The 20878-nt window shown below is 66.2% G+C and carries 17 protein-coding genes; 14 read left to right on the top strand and 3 right to left on the bottom strand.

The annotated features are described in order from the left end of the window. Positions 1 to 126 precede the first annotated feature (126 nt). Positions 127 to 600 (bottom strand): MarR family winged helix-turn-helix transcriptional regulator, encoded by a 474-nt coding sequence (locus ACZ54P_RS17885; protein WP_465462647.1) that lies wholly within the window; start codon positions 598 to 600, stop codon positions 127 to 129. A 677-nt stretch (positions 601 to 1277) separates the two neighbouring features. Here ACZ54P_RS17885 and ACZ54P_RS17880 point away from each other — a divergent pair. The 13 genes from ACZ54P_RS17880 (at position 1278) to ACZ54P_RS17820 (ending at position 17006) form a co-directional block, all read left to right on the top strand. Further along, on the top strand, positions 1278 to 2288 hold the full coding sequence (locus ACZ54P_RS17880) for an L-histidine N(alpha)-methyltransferase (protein ID WP_465462646.1): 1011 nt from the start codon (positions 1278 to 1280) through the stop codon (positions 2286 to 2288). 52 nt (positions 2289 to 2340) lie between these two features. Then, entirely contained in the window at positions 2341 to 3258 is a 918-nt protein-coding gene (locus tag ACZ54P_RS17875; RefSeq protein WP_465462645.1) for an EamA family transporter, read from the top strand. 679 nt (positions 3259 to 3937) lie between these two features. Further along, complete coding sequence (locus ACZ54P_RS17870; protein ID WP_465462644.1) at positions 3938 to 5092, top strand: sulfotransferase family protein; 1155 nt, start codon at positions 3938 to 3940, stop codon at positions 5090 to 5092. 17 nt (positions 5093 to 5109) lie between these two features. Beyond that, entirely contained in the window at positions 5110 to 6342 is a 1233-nt protein-coding gene (locus ACZ54P_RS17865) for an ABC transporter substrate-binding protein (protein WP_465462643.1), read from the top strand. Then, positions 6342 to 7982: a thiamine pyrophosphate-dependent enzyme gene (locus ACZ54P_RS17860; protein WP_465462642.1), complete on the top strand. Its 1641-nt coding sequence runs from the start codon at positions 6342 to 6344 to the stop codon at positions 7980 to 7982. Before ACZ54P_RS17865 ends, ACZ54P_RS17860 begins: the two co-directional genes overlap by 1 nt. After that, positions 7979 to 9403 (top strand): pyridoxal-phosphate dependent enzyme, encoded by a 1425-nt coding sequence (locus tag ACZ54P_RS17855; protein ID WP_465462641.1) that lies wholly within the window; start codon positions 7979 to 7981, stop codon positions 9401 to 9403. Before ACZ54P_RS17860 ends, ACZ54P_RS17855 begins: the two co-directional genes overlap by 4 nt. Further along, the gene (locus ACZ54P_RS17850; protein WP_465462640.1) at positions 9400 to 10569 is read left to right on the top strand and encodes a Glu/Leu/Phe/Val dehydrogenase dimerization domain-containing protein; all 1170 of its coding nucleotides are present in this window, start codon (positions 9400 to 9402) and stop codon (positions 10567 to 10569) included. The genes ACZ54P_RS17855 and ACZ54P_RS17850 overlap by 4 nt, the downstream gene beginning before the upstream one ends. A gap of 12 nt (positions 10570 to 10581) precedes the next feature. Further along, on the top strand, positions 10582 to 11961 hold the full coding sequence (locus ACZ54P_RS17845; protein WP_465462639.1) for a class-II fumarase/aspartase family protein: 1380 nt from the start codon (positions 10582 to 10584) through the stop codon (positions 11959 to 11961). Continuing rightward, entirely contained in the window at positions 11958 to 12707 is a 750-nt protein-coding gene (locus ACZ54P_RS17840) for an SDR family NAD(P)-dependent oxidoreductase (protein ID WP_465462638.1), read from the top strand. Before ACZ54P_RS17845 ends, ACZ54P_RS17840 begins: the two co-directional genes overlap by 4 nt. A 53-nt stretch (positions 12708 to 12760) precedes the next feature. Beyond that, positions 12761 to 13675 (top strand): sulfate adenylyltransferase subunit CysD, encoded by a 915-nt coding sequence (cysD, locus tag ACZ54P_RS17835; RefSeq protein WP_465462637.1) that lies wholly within the window; start codon positions 12761 to 12763, stop codon positions 13673 to 13675. Further along, positions 13675 to 15495 (top strand): adenylyl-sulfate kinase, encoded by a 1821-nt coding sequence (gene cysC / locus ACZ54P_RS17830; protein WP_465462636.1) that lies wholly within the window; start codon positions 13675 to 13677, stop codon positions 15493 to 15495. Before cysD ends, cysC begins: the two co-directional genes overlap by 1 nt. Positions 15496 to 15528: 33 nt before the next feature. Next, positions 15529 to 16845: a cation:proton antiporter gene (locus tag ACZ54P_RS17825; protein WP_465462635.1), complete on the top strand. Its 1317-nt coding sequence runs from the start codon at positions 15529 to 15531 to the stop codon at positions 16843 to 16845. Further along, the gene (locus tag ACZ54P_RS17820) at positions 16842 to 17006 is read left to right on the top strand and encodes a hypothetical protein (protein WP_465462634.1); all 165 of its coding nucleotides are present in this window, start codon (positions 16842 to 16844) and stop codon (positions 17004 to 17006) included. The genes ACZ54P_RS17825 and ACZ54P_RS17820 overlap by 4 nt, the downstream gene beginning before the upstream one ends. A 135-nt stretch (positions 17007 to 17141) precedes the next feature. Here ACZ54P_RS17820 and ACZ54P_RS17815 read toward each other — a convergent pair whose 3' ends face one another. Next, complete coding sequence (locus ACZ54P_RS17815) at positions 17142 to 17990, bottom strand: hypothetical protein (RefSeq protein ID WP_465462633.1); 849 nt, start codon at positions 17988 to 17990, stop codon at positions 17142 to 17144. 9 nt (positions 17991 to 17999) lie between these two features. After that, positions 18000 to 18653 carry a VldE C-terminal domain-containing protein gene (locus ACZ54P_RS17810; protein WP_465462632.1) on the bottom strand — a complete coding sequence of 218 codons (654 nt, stop codon included), beginning with the start codon at positions 18651 to 18653 and terminating at the stop codon, positions 18000 to 18002. Between the two features lie 762 nt (positions 18654 to 19415). Here ACZ54P_RS17810 and ligD point away from each other — a divergent pair. Further along, positions 19416 to 20878 (top strand): non-homologous end-joining DNA ligase (gene ligD, locus ACZ54P_RS17805; protein WP_465462631.1); only part of this gene is annotated, 1463 nt, incomplete at its 3' end.

Here is a 20878-nt window from a genome sequence, read left to right as displayed (position 1 = left end):
CGGCAGTCGCACCTGAATCTCTCTGACCACGTGCCCGGCCGTGCTCGTCCAGTCCGATGTAGACGTCTCCCGCACTGCCGATCACTGCCTGCGGGATACCGCCGGCCTTCTTCGCTCTCGTCCGTGTCAAGGTGTGCGGTCGTCGTTCGGATGGCGTTCGACCGCCCGGAGGGAGACCGTCAACCGGCGCAAGGTACGGCGAGCCGCGCGCAATGCGTCCTCATCGAGGTCGGCCTCGGCTGTGACTCTTCGGCGCGAGCTTTCGCTGGCAGCCCACAGCCGGTCGAGCAACATGCGGCCGGACGGCGTGAGGCCGACCTTGGGTGACCGAGAGTTGACCGGGTTCGGATACCGCATCAGGTCGCCCGCGTTGACGAGGTCGTCGACGACACGCTGGACGCCTTGGCGCACCTGCCCGAGCCGGCGCGCGATTTCCGGCACGGCGGCCGGTTCCTCGGAGACCACGCTGAGGACGTGCCAGCGCGCGACGGTCGTCCCCTCACCGGCGGCCTCACGCTCACCGATCCGGCGACTCAGACCTGCCAGCTCGTATACGTCGGCGATCAGCAGCCTGTATTCCTCCACCGCTCGGCTACCCATTGTCTCCTCAGCGTGATCGTTTGACAGCATGTTGTCGCCAATGGCAGTATACTGTCATAGGGGAGGTGGTCGGACATGGTGCCTATCGACATGGTGCCTATCGGGGTATGGCTTGAGATCGCGCGGCAGGGACCAGTTTGGCGCGATGTCGTTCACCTGTCGTTCGGCTGTACCGTCGATGTGGAAACCCTCTATCGCCAGGCCAATCGGCGATGACGCGTTCTCGTGGTGAATCCCTGGATCGGGGTGACCAGAGCGAGTTGCTCAGGGTCGCGCGTGATGCGACGCGTCTCGCTGCGGCTCTGCCTGTGGACAGGGTTTCCACGGTGGCACTGGTCGGGGAACTGGGCTTGCTCGGGCATACTCTCAGTGCCCTTGGCGGGATGTTGGAAACTCTCGCTCGCGAGTTGGAACGACGCGCCGAGGCGGACGTACTTCGGGTGACCGAAGGTCCCTTTGTCGGGGAGCCCGCACAAGCTCTGGCTACGACATTGTTATGGGCGGCACAAGCGCGGGCCGCCACCAGGACTGGCCAGTTGGGGATAGAGAACGCGCACATAGCCGCTGCGGGCTTGGCTTCAGCGTACTGATGGTGAACAGCGCGGTTTTGCGCCACGCTGGCAAGTGAACGCATATGATTCCTCGCTCGCGAGATCGGCGACGCACTGTTCGTTCTCGTGAAACCTCTGCATGGGATGGTGGGAATGGGCGCGGTCAATGACTTGGTCGACGTGCGAGTGAATGACGCGACGGGAGAGGTTCAAGATCTGATAGCAGGTCTTTCCGAATCTCCAAGGCAAATCCCAACCGTGTATGGATACGACGAGCGCGGGTCGGATCTGTACGCGCAAATCTGCGATTTGGACACCTATTATCCATATCGCACGGAATGGGAAATGCTGTCACGCAATGTCGATACGATCTGTGATCTTGCCGAAATCAACGAAATCGTCGAATTGGGTTGCGGAACGGCCACGAAATCCGAATTGCTGCTGAAGCAGATGTCCGCGAAGTTATCAGCTCCGCTGGGATATGTGCCGATCGATATCTCCGAAGAGATGCTACGACGGACGTCCGCGAGGCTGGCGGGTTCCATCGAAGGCCTCGAGGTCTGGCCCATTGGCGGTGACTACCACAGTGGATTGAGGGTTGTCGGCGAGCGGCCGGAAGCGTCGCGATTGTTCATGTTCATGGGCAGCTCGCTGGGTAACATGAGCGAGCAGAAGCGGCGCGAATTACTGGTGAACATAAGGTCGGCGGGCAGTCGCGGCGATCTCGTGGTTATCGGTGTCGACTTCGACAAGCCTCGTTCCATGCTCGAGAGAGCTTACAATGACCCGCCTGGTTATGATCTGTGGCATAATTTCCTTGTCAACAGATTGACCTGCATTAATAGGCTATTTCATGGCGACTTCGATCCGGCGGTATTCGACAGTAGATTGACCTACAACACGGATGCCCGCCGCATGGAAGCGCAGATATGGCCAAAAGTCGACGTTGAATTCTGTCTCGCCGACTTGAACCTGCGGGGAATTATCAAGGCGGGCGAGCGTGTGACCGTCGACACGTCCCACAAGTTCGAAGTCGATGAACTCAATGACCTATTGGACGCAGTGGGTATGCGCATTATGGAGTCGTATGAGGAGCCGGCTGTGCGGTATTCGTTGCTGGTGGTGGAGATGACGTGAGGTCGCCAGCCCGAGTGAAAACGTGGATCAAAAGAGTGTGAGGATCTTTGCGATGATCACCGGCAGAACGACGCGCCGGGGTAGTGGGAAGACGATCGGGGCGCCCCTCGATCGCAAGGTGCTCCTCCTGTTGCTTGCGCTTTATGCGTGCTGGGGCTCGGCCATCCCGGCGATGAAACTGATGGTCGACACGGTGCCGCCCGTCGGCGGAGCGGCCTTGGTCTTCTTGCTCGCCGGCGTCGTGCTCGCCGTCGTCGCGCGTGGGCGTACCCGGCCCACGCGACGGCAATTGCGCAAGCTGACGGCGGCCGGCGTGCTGCTGCTGGTCGGTGGGCAAGGGCTTGCCACGGTGGCGTTGACGGCCGTGACCTCCAGTCTCGGGGCGATCCTCGCCGCGGCGATCCCGTTGTGGGTGGTACTTCTGAGCGGATTGATCGGAATCCGGGTGTCGGCCGGGTCGTGGGCTCGGCTCGTGGCGGGGTTCGGCGGCATCGTGATCGTGGTACTGACGGCGCCGGGTAGTGCGATCGGCGGGGCGCCGTGGGGGGTCGTGGCGTTTTGCGTCGCACCGATCCTGTGGGCCGCGGGAAGTTTGCTGGCGGCGAGCGTCGACCGTCCGCTGGATCGAGTGGTCGCCAGCGCGGTCCAGTTGCTCGCCGGCGGGACCGTGCTGCTAGTGGTCGCGTTGTCTCTCGGTCAGCTCGATCCAGCTCTGTGGTCGGACGTCAGCTGGACTTCGGCCGGAGCGGCGGTGTTCCTCCTCGTCTTCGACTCGCTCCTCGGCTTTATGCTCTACACGCGCCTTTTGGAGAGTGCGCCGACGTCGTTGGTCAGTACCTATGCCTACATCACGCCGCTCGTCGGCGCCGTGATCGGGGCGACCGTACTTGACGAGTCGCTCTGGGCTGGGGCGTTCGTCGGCGGAGCATTGGTGCTTGCTGCGGTCGCGGTCGAGCTGCGCGGGCGATGAAGTAGAACTCTGGCTTCGAGCTGGATTCGGAGAGCGTTCGATGGGCGGGAGAATAGCCGGTACCGCCCGTGGCAAGCTTTGCTCCTGACGTGGCCATGCCTATCACACCGGACGGTATTCCACGGGGCCGACCTCGAATTATCGGTGCCGCGGGCTTACCGCTCGGATGGTTCGTCCAGGCCGGTTAGCTGAGAGTGTTTCTTGTTGGGCAGAATTCACCACGGTCACCCATTTGCGAATTATTATGCATCGACATATCACGGATTGCGATCGTGGCGATGGTCGTGTTCGTTGTGTTTGGTTTCCCCTGTAGGTCCGGCTCGGCGGCCATCGATTCAAACCTTGATCGAATCGATGGTCCTTTGCTTTCCAGACTACGAATTCGCCAATTTGATCTTGCTTGTCGGATTCAATCTGCAGCATTCGCGAAAGCTCGAAGAAGCTGTCGTCATATCTGCTACACTCGTTCCAGTGGATCTCCTGTGATGAATGGGTGGGTTGCAGTGGCTGAGATCAGTCTCTTTTCCTTCGTTTAGCAGATGCTTCCTGGGGTACGTGTGTATGCGCCTTTCATGGATTGGTCGATGCGTTGTGTCCGGCTGATTTGGATGCTCTTATTCGAGTCAGCTGACCATAGGTGCTGTTTGCTGTCTCGTCGTGCCAAGAGCGAGGAGTTCGCGTGAAGTCGGACCACAATGTCCCGACCGATCAGGAATTATTGGAGGTGTCTGCCCTGGTGGATTCCGCGCGGCGTGCCCATGGCGACGGCGACCGCGAACTCCACCATCTGCCGGCACTGGAACAGCTGGTGCGCTCGCTCGATGAAGAGGCGCGGTTGTGCGCCGCGGGACACGTCAGGGCGAGGAAGTCGCTCGTGCGTTCGCTCGTCGAGCAGTTCGAGACCGAACGCCGGATCGCGGAGAATCCGGACCTGACCCGGCGGCGATTCCGGCCGATCATCATCACTGGGCTGCTGCGCACGGGCACCACCTTTCTGCAACATTTGCTCGCCCAGCACCCTCGGCTCCGTGGTCCGGCCTTGTGGGAGATGATGGCTCCCGCTCGTCGTGATCCTGCAAAGGAGCTGGTGGAGCAGTGCGCGGCCTACATTGCCGAGTACGACAGGATGGCGCCGGCCTTCAAGTACATCCATCCGCTTCACGTCGAACTTCCCGAAGAATGCCATCGGCTGACCGCCAATACATTTTGTGATCCGATTTTCGCGCTGCGGTACCACGTTCCACGTTATTCGGAATGGTTGGACAGTCAATCCATGGTGGCGGTGTACCGGTATCACCGTATCCAGCTGCAGGTGCTGTTGGATCGGCTTCCCGGCGACCAGGTCCTCCTGAAAGGACCGTCCCATTTGTGGTACCTGGACGACCTCGCCGAGGTGTACCCGGACGCACTGGTCGTCCGCTTGCACCGTTCCCCGGCGGTGGCGGTACCGAGTGTCTGCAACCTGACCTCCGTCGTGCGAAGGGCTAGTTCCGCGGCCGTGGACGACCGCGCGATCGGCGACTATTGGTTGAGGCGAGTCGCACCGGTGCTGGATGGCATACACCGTGAGGGCGGGCCATTCCGGCAGCCGTTGCTCGACGTGCGTTATGCCGACCTGGTGAGTGATCCGATGAAGGTCGTCGCCCGGATTTGCGCGGCCGCGGACCTTCCGCTCACCGAGGACGTGCGCGGGCGCATGAACCGCTATCTGTCCGCGAACCGCACTCGGCCCGGCTACCCGTACCGGGCGGAACAGTTCGGGCTGAGGGCCGATGCCCTGGCGGAGCGGTTCTCCGGCTATATCGAGGAATTTGCTGTTCCGAAGGAAGTCTGATGGAAGGGGAGCAACAGATGCCAGAGCCAACTCACCTGGAGCGCGCGCAGGCGCTGGTGCGCGAGGTGAACGAGAACGCAGGTACGGATCCGCTGCGGATCGGCATCATCACGCCGCTGAGCGAGCCGGGCGACGCCACGGCCGGGGAGCTGGTGACCCGCGGTGCCTGCCTTGGGGCGGAGTACGTACGAGAGCATGGCGGCGCGCGCGACAACCGGCAGATCGAACTGGTCCTTTACGACGACCAGGCGACCGCCAAGACGGAGGGTATGTTCCGGTCCGCGGCGGGTCAGATGGCCAAGCTCGCGCTGGTCGACGACGTGGTGGCCGTGATGGGGCAGTGGCACCTGCGGACCACTCCTTGGGTGGTCGACATCGCCACGAAGTACGACATCCCGATTTTCGTGGAGAACGGATACAGCGAGATCACCGCGCAGAAACGGCGCAACGTCTTCCGATCCTATTTCAGTGTGCAAGATCGCGTGCCGTTGATGCTGGACTTCGCGGCAGGGCTGGGCATCCGCAAGGTGGGGATGGTGTGTGCGGACACGGCGTTCGGGCTGCACACAGGGGACACCCTGGAAAGCTACGGCAGCGCGAAGCACGGCATGGAGTTCCATCGGATCAACTTCGAGCAGGACGGCACAACGGACTTCCCCGAACTGCTCGGCAGGATCCGGGACTACGGTCCGGACCTGCTGATCAATGGAGGTGTCGTCCGGACCAACTACCAGATCATCGAGGCCGCCGCGAAGGTTGGCCTGCTGCCCGGTACGCCGTTGATGGTGCCCTTCAGCTATCCGTTGCGGTCGAACGACTTCTGGCGTTTCGCCGGGACAAGCGGTGTCGGTGCGATGTGGCCGGCGATGCAGTATCGCCCGTCCTGGTCCGGGATGACCGAGATCGGCCGCTGGTTCACCGAGCGGTACCGGCAGCGGTATGGTGAGTTCCCGCCTGACACCGCGCTGACCCACTTCACCGACGTCACCGTCGTCGCGGCCGCAAGTCGCTCGGCTAGGTCGAGCGGCAGGGAAGACCTCATCGACGCGATGGAGGCGATGGAGTTCGCCACCTGGCGGGGCCCGATCCGCTACGAACGCGGGCCTGCCCACTGGCACCACGCCTGCCCGGAACTGGTATTGCTGCAGTACCAGGAGCATGGCCAGGGGTTCGATGAGTCGGCGATCATCTATCCGCAAGACAAGGCGACGGCGGAATACCGGTCGGCGACCGTCCTGGACACGGTCTAATGACCGCTGCCGCCGCGACGGTCGCCGACACCATGACGCGGAGCATCCTCGCCCACGACGTCGACCGTATCTTCTGCGTTGCCGGAGAGAGCTATCTCCCGTTGCTGGACGCGTTGTACGACTGCGCCGGGATCGACGTGGTGGGCTGCCGGCACGAGGGTTCGGCCGGGTTCGCCGCGCTGGCGGACGCGAAGATCACTCGGAGGGCCGGGGTATGCCTGGTCAGCCGCGCTCCTGGTGCGGCGAACGCGGCGATCGCGGTGCACGCCGCCGCCGAGGACGCGACGCCGCTTGTGGTCTTCGTCGGGGACGTATCCACCAGTGAGCTCGACCGTGAGACGTTCCAGTCGGGCCGCCCCCTCGGCGATCGGGCGAAAGCGGTGTGGACGCTGCACGATCCAGCCTCGACCGGCGAGATCGTCCGGCGAGCGTTCCGGGTCGCGGAGTCGGCGACACCGGGGCCAGTCGTGGTGTACGTGCCGGAGGACGTGTTCGACCGGGACGGCGCGGACCGACCGGCCGCGCGGTTCGAGCTGGGGCACGTGGTGCCCGGTGGGCCCGAGTTCGACACGGTGCGTGGCCTGCTCGCCTCGGCGCGGCGCCCGCTGCTCCTGGCCGGATCGGCGCTGGACACGCCTCGTGGCCGCGTTCTGCTTCGTGAAGTCGCCCAGCGGCAGGACATCGCGGTACTCACCAGCAACAAGAACCAGCACCTGCTGGACAACCGGCACCCTTGCTACGCCGGTCACCTGCACAACGCTTCCGGGCCCGCGCAGCTCGCCGAGTTCGACCGCGCCGACCTCGTCCTCGCCGTGGGGACCAGACTCGGGCAGACAACGACGAGGAAGCTGCGGTTCCCTCGCGGCCCCGAGCCTGACCAGCCTCTGGTCCACGTCTACATGGACCCTGCCCGGATCGGCAGGTACCACAAGGTCACTGTGGGGTTCGCCATGGACCCGGTGGACTTCCTCGCACAGCTCGCCGACGCCGGCGCCCCGCACCAGCCACGCGATGAGTGGCGCCGGCGGCTGCACACGATCGAACAGGACAGGGCACGCTGGGTTCCTCCCACGGATGATTCGGACTCGGTCACGGTCGGGGACATCGCCGCGGCGCTCGACGAGCTGACTGCGGGCGCTGTCACGGTCGTCGTCGACTCGGGCACCTTCACCAGCTGGACGTATCGGTACCTGCGCTTCGCCGAGAACGGCAGGCTCGTGGGTATCGACTCCAGCTCCATGGGGTTCGCGCCCGGCGCGGCGTTGGCCGTCGCGGCGCGGGACCCCGCGGTGCCCACCGTGGTGATCATCGGGGACGGCGGTTTCGGGATGAACGGTGGCGAGCTCGCCACCGTCTGTGAGCGCCGCCTGCCGGTGGTGTTCGTCGTGTCGGACAACGCGTCGCTTGGCACCATCCGGCTCCACCAACAGGGACGTTACCCGGGCCGCGAGATAGCCACCGACCTGTCCAACCCTGATTTCCACCTGCTGGCGCAGGCATACGGCGCACTCGGACTCAGCGCCGCCACGCCCGCGGAGGTGCGTACCTGCCTGGCCAAGGCGATCGACCACCCCGGCCCGTCCCTCGTCGCGGTCCGCACGAGCCGTGTGCAGCTGACCCCGGCGACGGTTCGCCGATGACCGGGTCAGCCGTGCCGACACCGCTCACGACGACCTGGAAGGCAGCCATGCGATACCACGACTCCATGCTCGACCTGGTCGGATCGACGCCACTGGTACGGCTGGGCGCGGTCGCCGATCGCTCCGGCGCGCTGGTGCTGGCCAAGCTCGAGCAGTTCAACCCCGGCGGCTCGGCCAAGGACCGGATCGCGGTCGGCATGATCACCGCGGCCGAGCGCGACGGCTTGTTGCGCCCCGGCGGCACCATAGTCGAGCCGACCTCGGGCAACACCGGCATCGGGCTGGCCCTGGTCGCCGCGCAACGCGGCTACCGGTGCGTGTTCACCTGCCCGGACAAGGTCTCGCACAGCAAGATCGCCGCATTACGGGCCTACGGGGCCGAGGTGGTGGTGTGCCCGGCGACCGTGCCGATGACCGACCCTCGATTCTATCGGAACGTGGCCGTCCGCCTGGCCGCCGAGACCCCCGGCGCCTACTGCGCCGACCAGTACAACAACCCCGCCAACGCGGAGGCTCATTACACCTTGACCGGGCCGGAGATCTGGGAACAGACGGCAGGCCGTATCACGCATTTCGTCGCCGGGCTCGGGACCGGCGGCACAGTCTCCGGGACGGGCAGGTACCTGCACGAGGTGTCCGGGGACAGGGTGCGGGTCGTCGGTGTCGACCCGGAAGGTTCGGCGTACAGCGGCGACGAGGTACGTCCGTACTACCTGGAAGGTGTCGGACAACCGAGTCTCCCAGCGGCTTTCGATCCGACGGTGCCGGACGAGATCGTCACCGTCGGCGACGCGGAGGCGATCGCCCTGACCCGTCGGCTGGCGCGGGAGGAGGGAATACTGACCGGCGGCTCCGGCGGAATGGCGGTCGCCGCGGCGTTGCGGGTGGCCGCGCGCTCGGGTCCCGACGCGGTCGTCGTCGTACTCATCCCCGACTCGGGGCGCGGATACCTGAACACGATCTTCGACGACGACTGGCTGGCCGCGCACGGTTTCACCGCTCTCGGTGACGGGGTCCCGGTGGCCGCCGCGGTCCGCCGCGACCTCCCAGTGATCGCCCCGGAAGAGCAGCTGGCGACCGCGTGGCAGTACATGCGGGACACAAAGACCGGCTATCTGGCGGTAAGTTCCGCCTCCGCGCCGGTCCGGCTACCGGAGATCAGCGGATTCGTCGCCGAACACGACATCGCGGTGCGGGTCGCCGCCGGTCGGGCTCGGTGGGACGCCCCGGTAGCCGAACACGTCATCGCCTCGTTGCCCCGTGTCGGCTGGGGACAGCGGCTGGACCTCGCGGCCGCCCGCATCGCCGAACACGGCGCCTGCGTGGTGCTGCGGGACGGCATGCCCACGGCGATCCTCGTCGCCGCCGACGTCGCGGCCGCACTCGCACCCGAACACCACCGGACAGGGAGCGCACTGTGATACACGACGTGATCGAGTTCATCGACCCGGTTCTCGGCACCAAGGGCTATCTCGCCTACAGCGGCGGACGGCAACGGCTCGCGGCCGGCGGGTGCCGGGTGCAGGCCGGTCTCGACGCGCGGACCCTGGCAACGCTGGCCGAGCGGATGGCGGTCAAGCAACGAGTGCTCGGGCTCAACGTCGACGGTGCCAAATGCGGGCTCGATCTCGACCCTGCCTCGCCGGACAAAGGTGCGGTATTGGGCCGGTTCTTCGCTTTCCTCCACGACGAACTGGCCACCCGGTACAGCATGGGGCCGGATATGGGGACCGGGTGGGCGGAGCTCAACCGGCATGCCGCGGGAACCGGCCTGCCGTCGATCAAGTACGCGGTCAAGACAGCTCAACGGCTCGACGCCGATGAGTTCGCCCGCCGGATCGCGGTACTCGAGAACCCCGTCGACGGGCTTCCTGTCTCCGCCCGCCGGGCGGGACAGGCCTTGGCCCACGCCGGTCTCGGTGCGGCGCGGGCGGCGGGGTGCGCGGGCACACTCACCGTCGCGTTGCAGGGCTTCGGCAATCTCGGCCGCGGTGCGGCCTGCGCTCTGAACGAGTACGGCGCCCGCGTGGTGGCGGTCGGCGATGAACACGGCTCCGTCGCCGCATCCGGCGGCCTTGACGTCCTCGCCATGCTCGGCAGCTCAATCGCGAGCCCTGTCCCCGTGATGCCATCCGGCGGCAGGCCCGCCGAGCTGTTCACGGTTCCGGCCGACGTGCTCATCCTCGCCGGACCGGCCGGCGCGATGAGCACCGCGCAGGCCGCGCGCCTCGCCGTTCCGGCGGTGACGGTGGGCGCGAACTGTGGACTGGACGAACACGTCGAGCGGGATTTGGAGCGGCGAGGCGTCGTGGTCATCCCGGACTTCATCGGCGGAATCGGCGGGTCCGCGTCGATGGAAGCACTGTTCGGTCCCCGGGAATGCCCGACCCCGCGGCAGGTCCTCGACGCGCTCGGTCGCCTGATGAACGATCTCCTGGCGGACATCGCCGAGCAGTCGCGCCGCCGGAAGGTCAGCTCCCGCGTCGCAGCCCTTCAGCTCGCCGCCGACCGCACCGCCGACCCGGGCACGCTGCCCTACGGCGGCTGCCCTTATCTGCGGGACTTCGCCCCCACCACCACCCACTGAACTGGAGGTGCCATGTCAGAACACTGCCGTCATGAGCGCGGTCACATAACCGACTCACTGTTCTATGGTGATCGTTACGCCACCGCCGCCAGCAGGCGGATCTTCTGCGACATCTGCCGCAAGCAGCGATGGCTCGACGTCGAGGCGGCGCTGGCGCTGAGCCAGAGCGAGCTCGGCGTGATACCGGCGGACGCCGCGGAGCGGATCGCCGCCGTCGCCGACCTCGACCACGTCGACCTCGAGCTGGTCCGGGTCGAGACGGAACGCTCCGGGCACTCGCTCGTCGGCCTGCTCCGCGCCCTGGAGGCCGCGTGCGGGGACCCCGCGGGACAGTTCATTCACTACGGCGCGACCACCCAGGACATTCAAGACACCGGTCAGTCCCTGGAGGCCCGCGACGTACTCGACACCTTGGCGCCCGCCCTTGACCGGATCATCCTCAGCCTGACCGACACCGCCGAGCAGCACGCCAGGACGATCGGGCTCGCTCGCACTCACGCCCAGCCCGCCCTGCCGATGGCCTTCGGCCTGAAGGTGGCCTGCTGGCTCGACGAGCTGTTGCGTCAGCGTGACCGGCTCACTCACCTCCGTGCGCACACTCCGACCGCGCAACTGTTCGGCGGTGCCGGAACGATGGCGAGTTTCGACGGCCTTGGCCGTGCGACGCTGGAACGGTTCGCCGACCGGCTGGGGCTCGTCGTTCCCGAACTCGGATGGCACGTCTCTCGCGACCGGGTGACCGAATTCGTCAACACACTGGCGATGATCACCGGAACCCTGGCCAGGATCGCCGACGAGATCCGCACGCTCTCCCGCCCGGAGTTCGGTGAGGTCGAGGAAGCGTGGCGGGACGGCAAGGTGGGCAGCAGCACGATGCCGCACAAGCGCAATCCCGAACGGTGCGAACAGATCGTGGTGCTGGCCAGGCTCGCCGCAGCGCAGGCCGGACTCGCCCTGACCGCGATGGTCGGCGACCACGAGCGCGACGCGCGTTCACTCCGGCTGGAATGGGCGTGCGTTCCGGACGTGTCGCATTACTGCCTCGCCGCGGCGGAGATCGCGACCGAGGTCGTCACCGGGCTTATCGTGCACCCCGAGCGCCTGGGCTCCAACGTGGAGACGGTGACCGGTCAGGTGATGTCGGAGCGGCTCATGTTCGCCCTCGGCGCGTACATCGGCAAACAGCAGGCCCACGAGTACGTCTACAAGCTCACCCAACGAGCGCGTACCGAGGAGATCCCAGTCCGTAAGCTCGCGGCCGAAGATCCGGCGATCACCGAGCGGTTCACCGACGCCGAACAGGAGTACCTGTTCGAGCCGGCCAGCTACCTCGGTGAGTCGCCGGATTTGACGATGCGGGTCGTGGAACGCGCGCGAGCCGCCATCTCGTGACGCCTACGACACAGGACGGCGTCGCGGTCGTCTCCGGGGCCGCGACCGGGATCGGCCGTGCCGTCGCCGCGCGGATCGGCGCGCACCGGGGCATCGGCGAGGTCGTCATAGTGGGGCGCCGCGCCGATCGGCTCGCGGCCGTGGCCGAGGCGCTGGGGCCGCACGTCGTCCCGGTGGCGGCCGACCTGAGTACGCCCGGCGGAGCACGTGCCGTCCTCACCGCGGTGAACGGACGCCCGGTCCAGGCCCTGGTGAACAACGCAGGCGGCAATGCCGACCCACGCCGGGTACAGGAACTGGAAGCGCTGCCCGACGCCTGGCACGCGAACCTGCGCGCCAACGTGCTCCCCGCCGTCCTGCTCACCCAGGTTTTGCTTCCCTTACTGCGCAGGCCCGGCGGAAGGATCGTCACGGTCGGGTCGGTGGCGGCGCAGCGTGGTCCGGCCACGTACGGGGGAGCGAAAGCCGCGTTGTATCCGTGGTCGACCGAGCTCGCCGCCCGGCTGGCGGGCGACCAGGTCACCGTCAACATCGTCGCACCCGGATACGTGGCGGACACGGAGTTCTACGGCGACCGGATGTCCCCTGAATTCCATGACGGCAGGGCGAGGCAGTCCCCGATGAATCGCGGGGCGACCCCCGACGAGGTCGCCGCGACGATCTGCCATCTCGCCGCCCCCGATGCGGGCTTCATCACCGGGCAGGTCGTGCAGGTCAACGGAGGTGCGCTACTGCCTCGCACCTGACGGCGCCCGGAAGCCGGCACCGCGACGGGATCGACGAATACCGGAGGAGATCTGTGCCGACCGAAACCTACGAGCTGTCCTACCTGCAGCACCTCGAATCCGAATCCGTACACATCATCCGTGAGGCCGTGGCGACCCTCGAACGGCCGGTGCTGTTGTTCTCCGGTGGCAAGGATTCGGTGGTGTTGCTGCATATCGCCGCACGCGCCTTCTGGCCGGGGGTGGTTCCTTTCCCGCTGCTGCATGTCGACACGGGTCACAATTTCGACGAGGTCATCGCTTTCCGCGACCTCACGGTAGAACGTTTCGGTGTACGGCTCCTGATCGCGAAGGTGCAGGACGACATCGACGCCGGGCGGGTCGTGGAGGATACGGGCCCGCGCCCGAGCAGGAACCGCCTGCAGACGGCGACGTTGCTTCGTTCGATCACCGAGCACCGTTTCGACGCGGTGCTCGGTGGTGCGCGCCGGGACGAGGAGAAATCCCGTGCGAAGGAGCGGGTGTTCAGCTTCCGGGACGAATACGGTCAGTGGCATCCGCGCGCGCAGCGCCCGGAGTTGTGGCGCCAGTACAACGGGCTGCATCGGTCAGGGGAGCACATCCGGATCTTCCCGTTGTCCAACTGGACCGAACTCGATATCTGGCAGTACATCGAGCAGCAGCGGATCGAATTGCCCGCGCTCTACTACGCCCATCGGCGTACCGTGCTGGCGCGCGACGGGATGTTGATGGCACAGAACGATTTCATGCCCCTGTTACCGGGCGAGGAGCTGTTCGAGGCGTCCGTCAGATTCCGCACCATCGGCGACGCGACCTGCACCGGCTGCGTCGAGTCGCTGGCGTCGACCCCTGAACAGGTCATCGCGGAGGTCGCTGCCAGCACCATGACCGAGCGCGGTGCCACCCGTGCGGACGACCGGATATCCGTGGCAGGCATGGAGGATCGCAAACGAGAGGGGTACTTCTGATGGCTCCTTTGCTCAGGATCGCCACCGCAGGCAGCGTCGACGACGGAAAGTCGACTTTGATCGGAAGGTTGCTCCTGGACTCGAAGGCGGTCTTCGAAGACCAGCTCGCCGCGGTCGAGAGCGACGCCGGGCCGGATCTCGCCGCGCTCACCGACGGCCTGCGTGCCGAACGGGAACAAGGCATCACGATCGACGTCGCCTACCGGTACTTCGTCACCGAGAAGCGCAAGTTCATCATCGCGGATACGCCGGGGCACGTGCAGTACACCCGCAACATGGTGACCGGCACCTCGACGGCGGATGTGGCGCTGACCCTGGTGGACGCACGGCACGGAGTCCTCGTGCAGTCGCGGCGGCACGCGCTGATCGCCGGTTTGCTCGGCGTCGGCCATCTGGTCCTGTGCGTGAACAAGATGGATCTCGTCGGCTGGTCGCGTAAGCGCTTCGAGGAGGTTCGCGACGACTTCCTGCGCATGGCGGCGCACCTCGAAATACCGGACCTGACCGTCATCCCCGTCTCGGCTCTGCGTGGTGACAACGTGGTACATCGCAGTACGGAAATGCCGTGGCACGAAGGGGCGCCGCTTCTCCAGCACCTGGAGGACGTACACGTCGCGTCCAACCGCAACCTCGCCGACGTACGACTGCCCGTGCAACACGTGATCCGCGACAGGCACGGGCGCCGCAGCTACGCCGGGACCATGGCAGGCGGAGTCTTGCGCCCCGGCGACGACGTCGTTGTCCTGCCTTCCGGCCTGAGTACCACCGTCGGCACCCTTCATGGTCCGGGCGGAACCGAGCTGACCGCGGCGTTTCCGCCGCAGGCCGTCGCCGTGCGGCTGGCCGACGATCTGGACGTCGGCCGGGGTGATCTACTGTGCCGTCCGCACAATCGTCCGACGACCGGGCGCGATCTCGACGCGCTCGTCTGCTGGCTGACCGACGACAGCGAGCTGTTGCCAGGGGCACGCTACCGGCTGCAGCACACGAGCCGTGCGGTGCGCGCCGAAGTGCGCGCCGTGGGGTACAGGCTGGATATCGACACTCTGAACCACGACACCACGGCGAACGCCCTCGCGCTCAACGACATCGGCCGGATCACCCTCCGGACCCAGCAGCCCCTGGACTTCGACGCCTACCGGAGCAACCGCGACACCGGAAGTTTCATCCTGGTCGACCAGACCACCGGCAACACCGTCGCCGCGGGGATGATCCTGGCCGGCGGCCGTTCCGCGACGGACATCCGGTGGCATCGCTCGGCGGTGTCCCGCGGCGATCGGCCGGGTACCGGTGGCACGGTGTGGCTGACCGGTCTGTCCGCCTCCGGGAAGTCCACCCTCGCCACGGAGCTGGAGCGCCGGCTGGTCTCCCAGGGCCGCGCCGCCTACGTCCTCGACGGCGACAACCTGCGCCACGGCCTCACCGCGGATCTCGGGTTCGTCGCCGCCGACCGGACCGAGAATGTCCGCCGGGTCGCGGAGGTCGCTCGGCTGTTCGCCGATGCGGGCGTGATCGCCATCGTCTCTCTGATAAGCCCTTACCGGGCCGATCGGGACCGTGCCCGGCGGCTACACGAAGCCGATGGGCTGTCCTTCACCGAGGTCTTCCTGGACACCCCGCTATGGGTGTGTGAACAGCGTGACCCGAAAGGGCTCTACGCACGCGCGCGTGCGCACGAGATCGTCGGGTTCACCGGCATCGACGCGCCCTATGAGGTACCAGGCGATCCCGAGCTCACCCTTCATCCGCATCGGTCGACACCGGCGGAGCTGGTAAACCGGATTCTCGAGGTAATAGCCCAGTGGAACGCTCATGTGTGACGCCCCGGGCCGCACTGGCCGGACACGTTGACCGTGCCGGGTTTCGCGGACCTGTTCGTCGCACTGGCGGCGATCGTGGTGGCGGCGCGGCTGCTCGGTGCCCTTGCCCGCCGGCTCGGCCAACCACCGGTCATCGGGGAGATTCTGAGCGGGATCCTTCTCGGTCCCACGCTGGCCGGTGGCGCGTTCACCAGGTCGCTGTTCCCGGATGAGGTGCGCCCGGTGCTCGCGGTGCTGGCTGACGTGGGTATCTGCGTGTTCATGGTCTTCGTCGGATCGCGCGTCGACCTGGGCACGATACGCGGGCGCGGCCGGATCATGTCGACGGTCTCGGCAGGCGCCATCGCGGTGCCGTTCGGTTTCGGTGTGCTGCTCGCGTTGGTGCTCGATGACCACGGCACGGCCGGCGGCCGCCTGGTGTTTGCGCTGTTCATGGGGACCGCGCTCGCCTGTACGGCGTTTCCGGTACTTGCCAGGATCCTCCGCGATCGCGACCTGCTCGACACGCCGATCGGCGCGCTCGCCTTGGCCTGCGCGGCGCTCGATGACGTGCTGATCTGGGTGTTGCTGGCGGTGGTGGTGGCGATCGCCGGGGCGGAGGCCGATCCTTGGCGGGTCCTGCTCGCGGCGCCGTTGGTCGTCGTGCTCCTCGCGGTCGTGCGCCCGGTCGCGAGGTGGTGGTTGCGACGGCACCCGATGGACGGTGTTCTGTCCGGGTGCGCCGTGTTCGCGCTATTGGCTGCAGGCGCAACGGCTTCTTCGCTGGCTACCGACTGGATGGGGCTGCACTTCATCTTCGGCGCGTTCATGTTCGGCGTCGCCATGCCGGAGGGTGGTGTGGCGTTCCTGCGCGCGCAGGTACTGCCACGCGTGGAGCGAGGCATCGAGGTATTGCTGATCCCGGTGTTCTTCGCCGGCGCCGGCTTGAGCGTCGATCTATCCACTGTGGACCTACATGGGCTGGGACAGCTTGGGCTCATCCTGGCTGCCGCTATCGGGGGAAAGGGAATCGGCGGCTACGTCGGCGCGCGAATCGGCGGCGCCCGGCGGCGGCACTCGACCGTACTGGCCATTCTGCTCAACACCCGTGGCCTGACCGAGCTGATCCTGCTGAACGTCGGGTTGCAGATCGGCGTGCTGGCCGCGGACCTCTACTCCCTCATGGTGGTCATGGCGTTGGTGACCACCGCGATGACCGGGGTATTGCTTCGGATGGTGTATCCACCCGCCGTCGCCCGCAGGGACAGTGCCGCGCTCGAAGCCACACCGGCTGAGCCGGCCACGGGTGTCGGCGGCAAGCCACCCCACAGCGGTTGCCAAGAACGACGCGTTCCCGGTCGACGTCAATGACCGATACGCGCGACGAGGTGGTCACCTCACCCCGTGGTGGCACCGCGCAGCTGATCGGGCTCGGTATCTGGTGGGTCGATGTCTTGGCGGTCATCGACTCGCTGATCGACGGCGGGCCCGCGCGGTTCCTCTGGCGCATCAGAGCCGCGGTGGCGGCATGATCGTCGAACGGAGAGCTTGAAGCGACGGCAGATGCACCGCGCCAAATATTCTGGGTCGTGGGTGGATGCCCCGGCGAACCGGGCATCCACTCACGACCACAGGTCACTTCCCTCGCCGACGTTGTCTTGGAACGACTATCCTGGAAGCTTCGAATCGATCTTGGTCAGGCGGGCGATGATGTCGTCTGTCCTGGCTTGTTCGTGGGTGAACTGTTCCCCATTGTGGTTCTCGCCTTCGACGCCTGCGGACATCCGCAAGACCCGGTCAAGGACCCGATCCCACTGCCACTGCGGAATACTCGCGAGGTTCTTGTCGGCGAGGAGTTCTTCGAGCTTGGTCAGGCGGGCGATGATGTCGTCTGTCCTGGCTTGTTCGTGGGTGAACTGTTCCCCATTGTGGTTCTCGCCTTCGACGCCCGCGGACATCCGCAGGACCCGGTTGAACACTCGATCCCACTGCCACTGTGGCACCTCGGCCATGTCTTCCCTCGTTTCATTGGCTTGGTCGACGATCCGCTCCCAGTGCGGAAGCTTGCTCATCGCGTCACGGGCGTACGGTGTATCGCCCGCTTTTCCTGTGTTGTAGCGGCTGAACGCGTCGCGCACGCTGCCGGATTTGACGTAACCGGCCAGCAGGTCGAATCCGACCCGGATGTTGATGTCCGGCCGCCAGCACCCGCCGAGCTGATCCGCTCGGTCCTGGATCCCGGGGTAGGTGAGCTGAGCGGGGCCGACCCCTTGTGCCCCACAGCGGGATCGGTTCTGCAGATAGGTGCGGTAGTTCCCCTCGGTCACCGGGCCACCGACGGGCCCGCATTTCACCGAGTCGTGCCCGTACACATTGCGTCCCCCGCCGGTTTCCTTCATGAGCATGACGCAGCCGATGGCCAGCGGTAGCCCGGCTCGATCCGCCTCGGCGACGGCGATACCGGCCACCTCCGGGAGGATTCCGCCGCCGATGATCGCGGCTTCTTTGGCGGTCATGGACCGTCGTCACCCCAGCCGTGACTGGATTCTCTCCAGACGGGCGATGATGTCGTCCGCCCTGGCCTGTTCGTGGGTGAACTGCTCCCCATTGTGGTTTTCACCCTCGACGCCCGCGGACATCCGCAGGACCCGGTTGAACAGCCGGTCCCACTGCCACTGCGGTACCTCGGCCATGTCGTCCCCCTGTCTTTTCGTCCACCACGTGGTGTTCTTGCGGGCGCCTTCCCACGAGAAACTGAAATGAACATGGTCGGTATGCGGGGAAGGCCCCGAGTACCGTGTCCAACCCCTGTCAGCGCGGTAGGCTTCCCAAATCCGGCGATTCCAGATGATGTACATGATCCCGAAACGGCGGACGAGCGCATGCTCGTTACCGTGCCTGTCCGTGGCGAGCAACCAGTTCAGCAGGTCATCGGCGATGTGCTCCTGGCCGTTGACATTGACTCCCCAGTCCCATGCCCGCCCTTCTTTATGTTCACTGTCGCCACCGGAGTCGCAGGCGCGGACGATTCCGATGTTGGTGGTCCCCCGATAGGCGCCGAGTACGAGATCTCGAAACTCCACGACGCCGGGTTTGGCGGTCGAATCACATTTCCTGAACGGCTCACTGGCGGCATAGTCGTCGATCTCCCGCCCAAAAGCCGGTGCGGGTGGTGTCATAAGATGCTCCTGTCGCTTGGATGCTTTCTTCTAGTGTCGTACCCAGGACGACGAGTCCGCCTCCCTCAAATGACGGAACCGGGGACATACCTTGGGATGAGCGCTGATGGTTCCCCCGCTCGATGAATGCGACGAAATACCGAGCGCCTACTCCGACGCGCTCCATGCCAGGAAGATGACGCATCGCCGCCAGAGTGATCTTCGGATTCCTGGTCAGCTCCCTTCGAGCACCCGTGGCGGGCACGGTTGCGGATGGACGTGCGCTGCATGACGAATATCCGCGCTCTTTCGGCGGTGCCACGCAGGTTCACCGCGGTGACCAAGGCCAGGATGCCGAGGCACAGCCACCGCGTGTACGGGAGCAGACCTGGAAATGCCGACGTCTCGCTGCGAGGGCGTTGACGAGTTCGTGACACTGAACCGGGTGAACCCGACACTGCACTGACGCGCCGGAGATCCGGGTTACCGTGGTGCCCAGCGTCCGGGGACAAGAACGCGAAACCGGTGGCGCCCGGTGTATTGAGCGCGAACACGAGAGCGTCGTGCCCGGTCTCCTCACGAGAACGACCGTGCCCGCTACGGCAAGGACACGTGGAAGTCGTCGCCCCACCTGTGGATACCGAGGGTGATGACCGGGCGGTCGCCGAAGCTGCTCGTCACACGGTCGTGACCAGCGCATACCCGGCGACGTTAGGCCAAGCGGGTTACTGTCGGACAGCGGGCGGCGTGCACGGTCCGGCCCGCGGGTGACGGGAGCTCGTGATGGCGCGGAAGGTGGCAGGCGGCCGGGGTGAAGCAAGCATTCCGGGGTGGGTGGAGCCGATGCTCGCCAAGCCGGACGGGGGGCGGCTGCGGGAGGGGCCGGAATGGGCGTATGAGTACAAGCTCGACGGCTACCGGGCGTGCATGAGGATCGACGCCGACGGCACCACGGTGCTCACCAGTCGTAACGGGATCGACTTCACCGATGAGTTCCCGAGCCTCGCCGGCGTCCTTGTCGATGCCTTGGACGGGCGGAGCGCCGTGCTCGACGGTGAGATCGTCGTCTACAACGAGGCAGGGCAAATCGACTTCGGGTTGCTGCAGGAACGCCGCGGCCGGTATCAAACCCATCGCAGCTCTGTTCGCCGTGATGAGCCGTTCGAGGACGTACCGGTCCGGTTCTTGGCCTTCGACCTGCTACAGCTCGGCGGCACGTCATTGCTGGCCGAGCCGTATGACGAGCGGCGCCGGCAGCTGACTCGGCTTCCGATGCCGGATCCGTACCGGGTGGAGGTGGTGCGCGGTTTCACCTTCACCGATTTGGCCGCTGACCGCCGGACCCCGCGACATCTGCTCGAGCACGTGGAGGCCAGTGGTCACGAGGGCTTGATCGCGAAGCTTCGCACCGCCGCCTACTCCCCGGGCCGCCGCAGTGACGCGTGGTCGAAACATCCGCTGATCCAGACGACCGAGGTGATCATCTGCGGATATCGGCCAGGACAAGGACGGATCGCCGGCCGGATGGGCGGGCTGTTGCTGGGCGCCCACGACCCCGATACCGGCGACCTGGCCTACATCGGCGACGTCGGCACCGGGTTCACCGAGGCCGAACGTGGTCGGCTGCAAGCCCGGCTCGACGCCCTCGAGCGGAAACGGCACCCGTTCGCCGTGGCGCCGCCACGGGCCGACACCGCGCGGGCGCGCTGGGTGGAGCCGGAGTTGGTGGGGGAGGTGGTGTTCCGGCAGTTCACCCGCGGTGCCGGACGCCTGAGGCATACCTCGTGGCGAGGACTGCGCGAGGACAAGAAACCCGCCGACGTGCTCCTCCCGCACCGCCCACACCCCCGTGCCGCCGAGACCACACCGCCGGGGTCCGCTCGCAGGCCCGCAGACAGCCAGGCGACGGGCGCCGCACCAGTCGATGAGCCGCTCGCGGTCGCCTCGCCGCCGACGGGACCGCGGATCACGGTGCAGGCCGGTGCTCGGCGGCTCACGCTGTCCAATCTGGACAAGCCGCTGTATCCCGATGGGTTCACCAAGGGCGAGGTCATCAACTACTACTCCCACATAGCCCCGGTCCTGCTACCGCACCTGGTCGGACGTCCGGTGACGTTCATCCGGTTTCCCGACGGGGTCGGTGGTGAACAGTTCTTCGAAAAGAACGTTCCGCACGGCGCGCCCGCGTGGCTGTCCACCGTCCGGGTCGCGCGCAGCGGCACCCGGGGGTCGACCGAGCCGATCAC

Source organism: Amycolatopsis sp. NPDC034160 (genome assembly GCF_055575355.1).
This window is presented reverse-complemented; position numbering and strand designations above follow the sequence as displayed.

What these genes read in the sequence shown, in the direction of transcription:
- ACZ54P_RS17855 (WP_465462641.1), top strand. Translation starts at nt 7,979, where the DNA reads ATGACCGGGTCAGCCGTGCCGACACCGCTCACGACGACCTGGAAGGCA.
- ACZ54P_RS17820 (WP_465462634.1), top strand. Translation starts at nt 16,842, where the DNA reads ATGACCGATACGCGCGACGAGGTGGTCACCTCACCCCGTGGTGGCACC.
- ACZ54P_RS17815 (WP_465462633.1), bottom strand. Translation starts at nt 17,990, where the DNA reads ATGACCGCCAAAGAAGCCGCGATCATCGGCGGCGGAATCCTCCCGGAG.
- ACZ54P_RS17860 (WP_465462642.1), top strand. Translation starts at nt 6,342, where the DNA reads ATGACCGCTGCCGCCGCGACGGTCGCCGACACCATGACGCGGAGCATC.
- ACZ54P_RS17810 (WP_465462632.1), bottom strand. Translation starts at nt 18,653, where the DNA reads ATGACACCACCCGCACCGGCTTTTGGGCGGGAGATCGACGACTATGCC.
- cysC (WP_465462636.1), top strand. Translation starts at nt 13,675, where the DNA reads ATGGCTCCTTTGCTCAGGATCGCCACCGCAGGCAGCGTCGACGACGGA.
- ACZ54P_RS17845 (WP_465462639.1), top strand. Translation starts at nt 10,582, where the DNA reads ATGTCAGAACACTGCCGTCATGAGCGCGGTCACATAACCGACTCACTG.
- ACZ54P_RS17865 (WP_465462643.1), top strand. Translation starts at nt 5,110, where the DNA reads ATGCCAGAGCCAACTCACCTGGAGCGCGCGCAGGCGCTGGTGCGCGAG.
- ACZ54P_RS17885 (WP_465462647.1), bottom strand. Translation starts at nt 600, where the DNA reads ATGGGTAGCCGAGCGGTGGAGGAATACAGGCTGCTGATCGCCGACGTA.
- ACZ54P_RS17875 (WP_465462645.1), top strand. Translation starts at nt 2,341, where the DNA reads ATGATCACCGGCAGAACGACGCGCCGGGGTAGTGGGAAGACGATCGGG.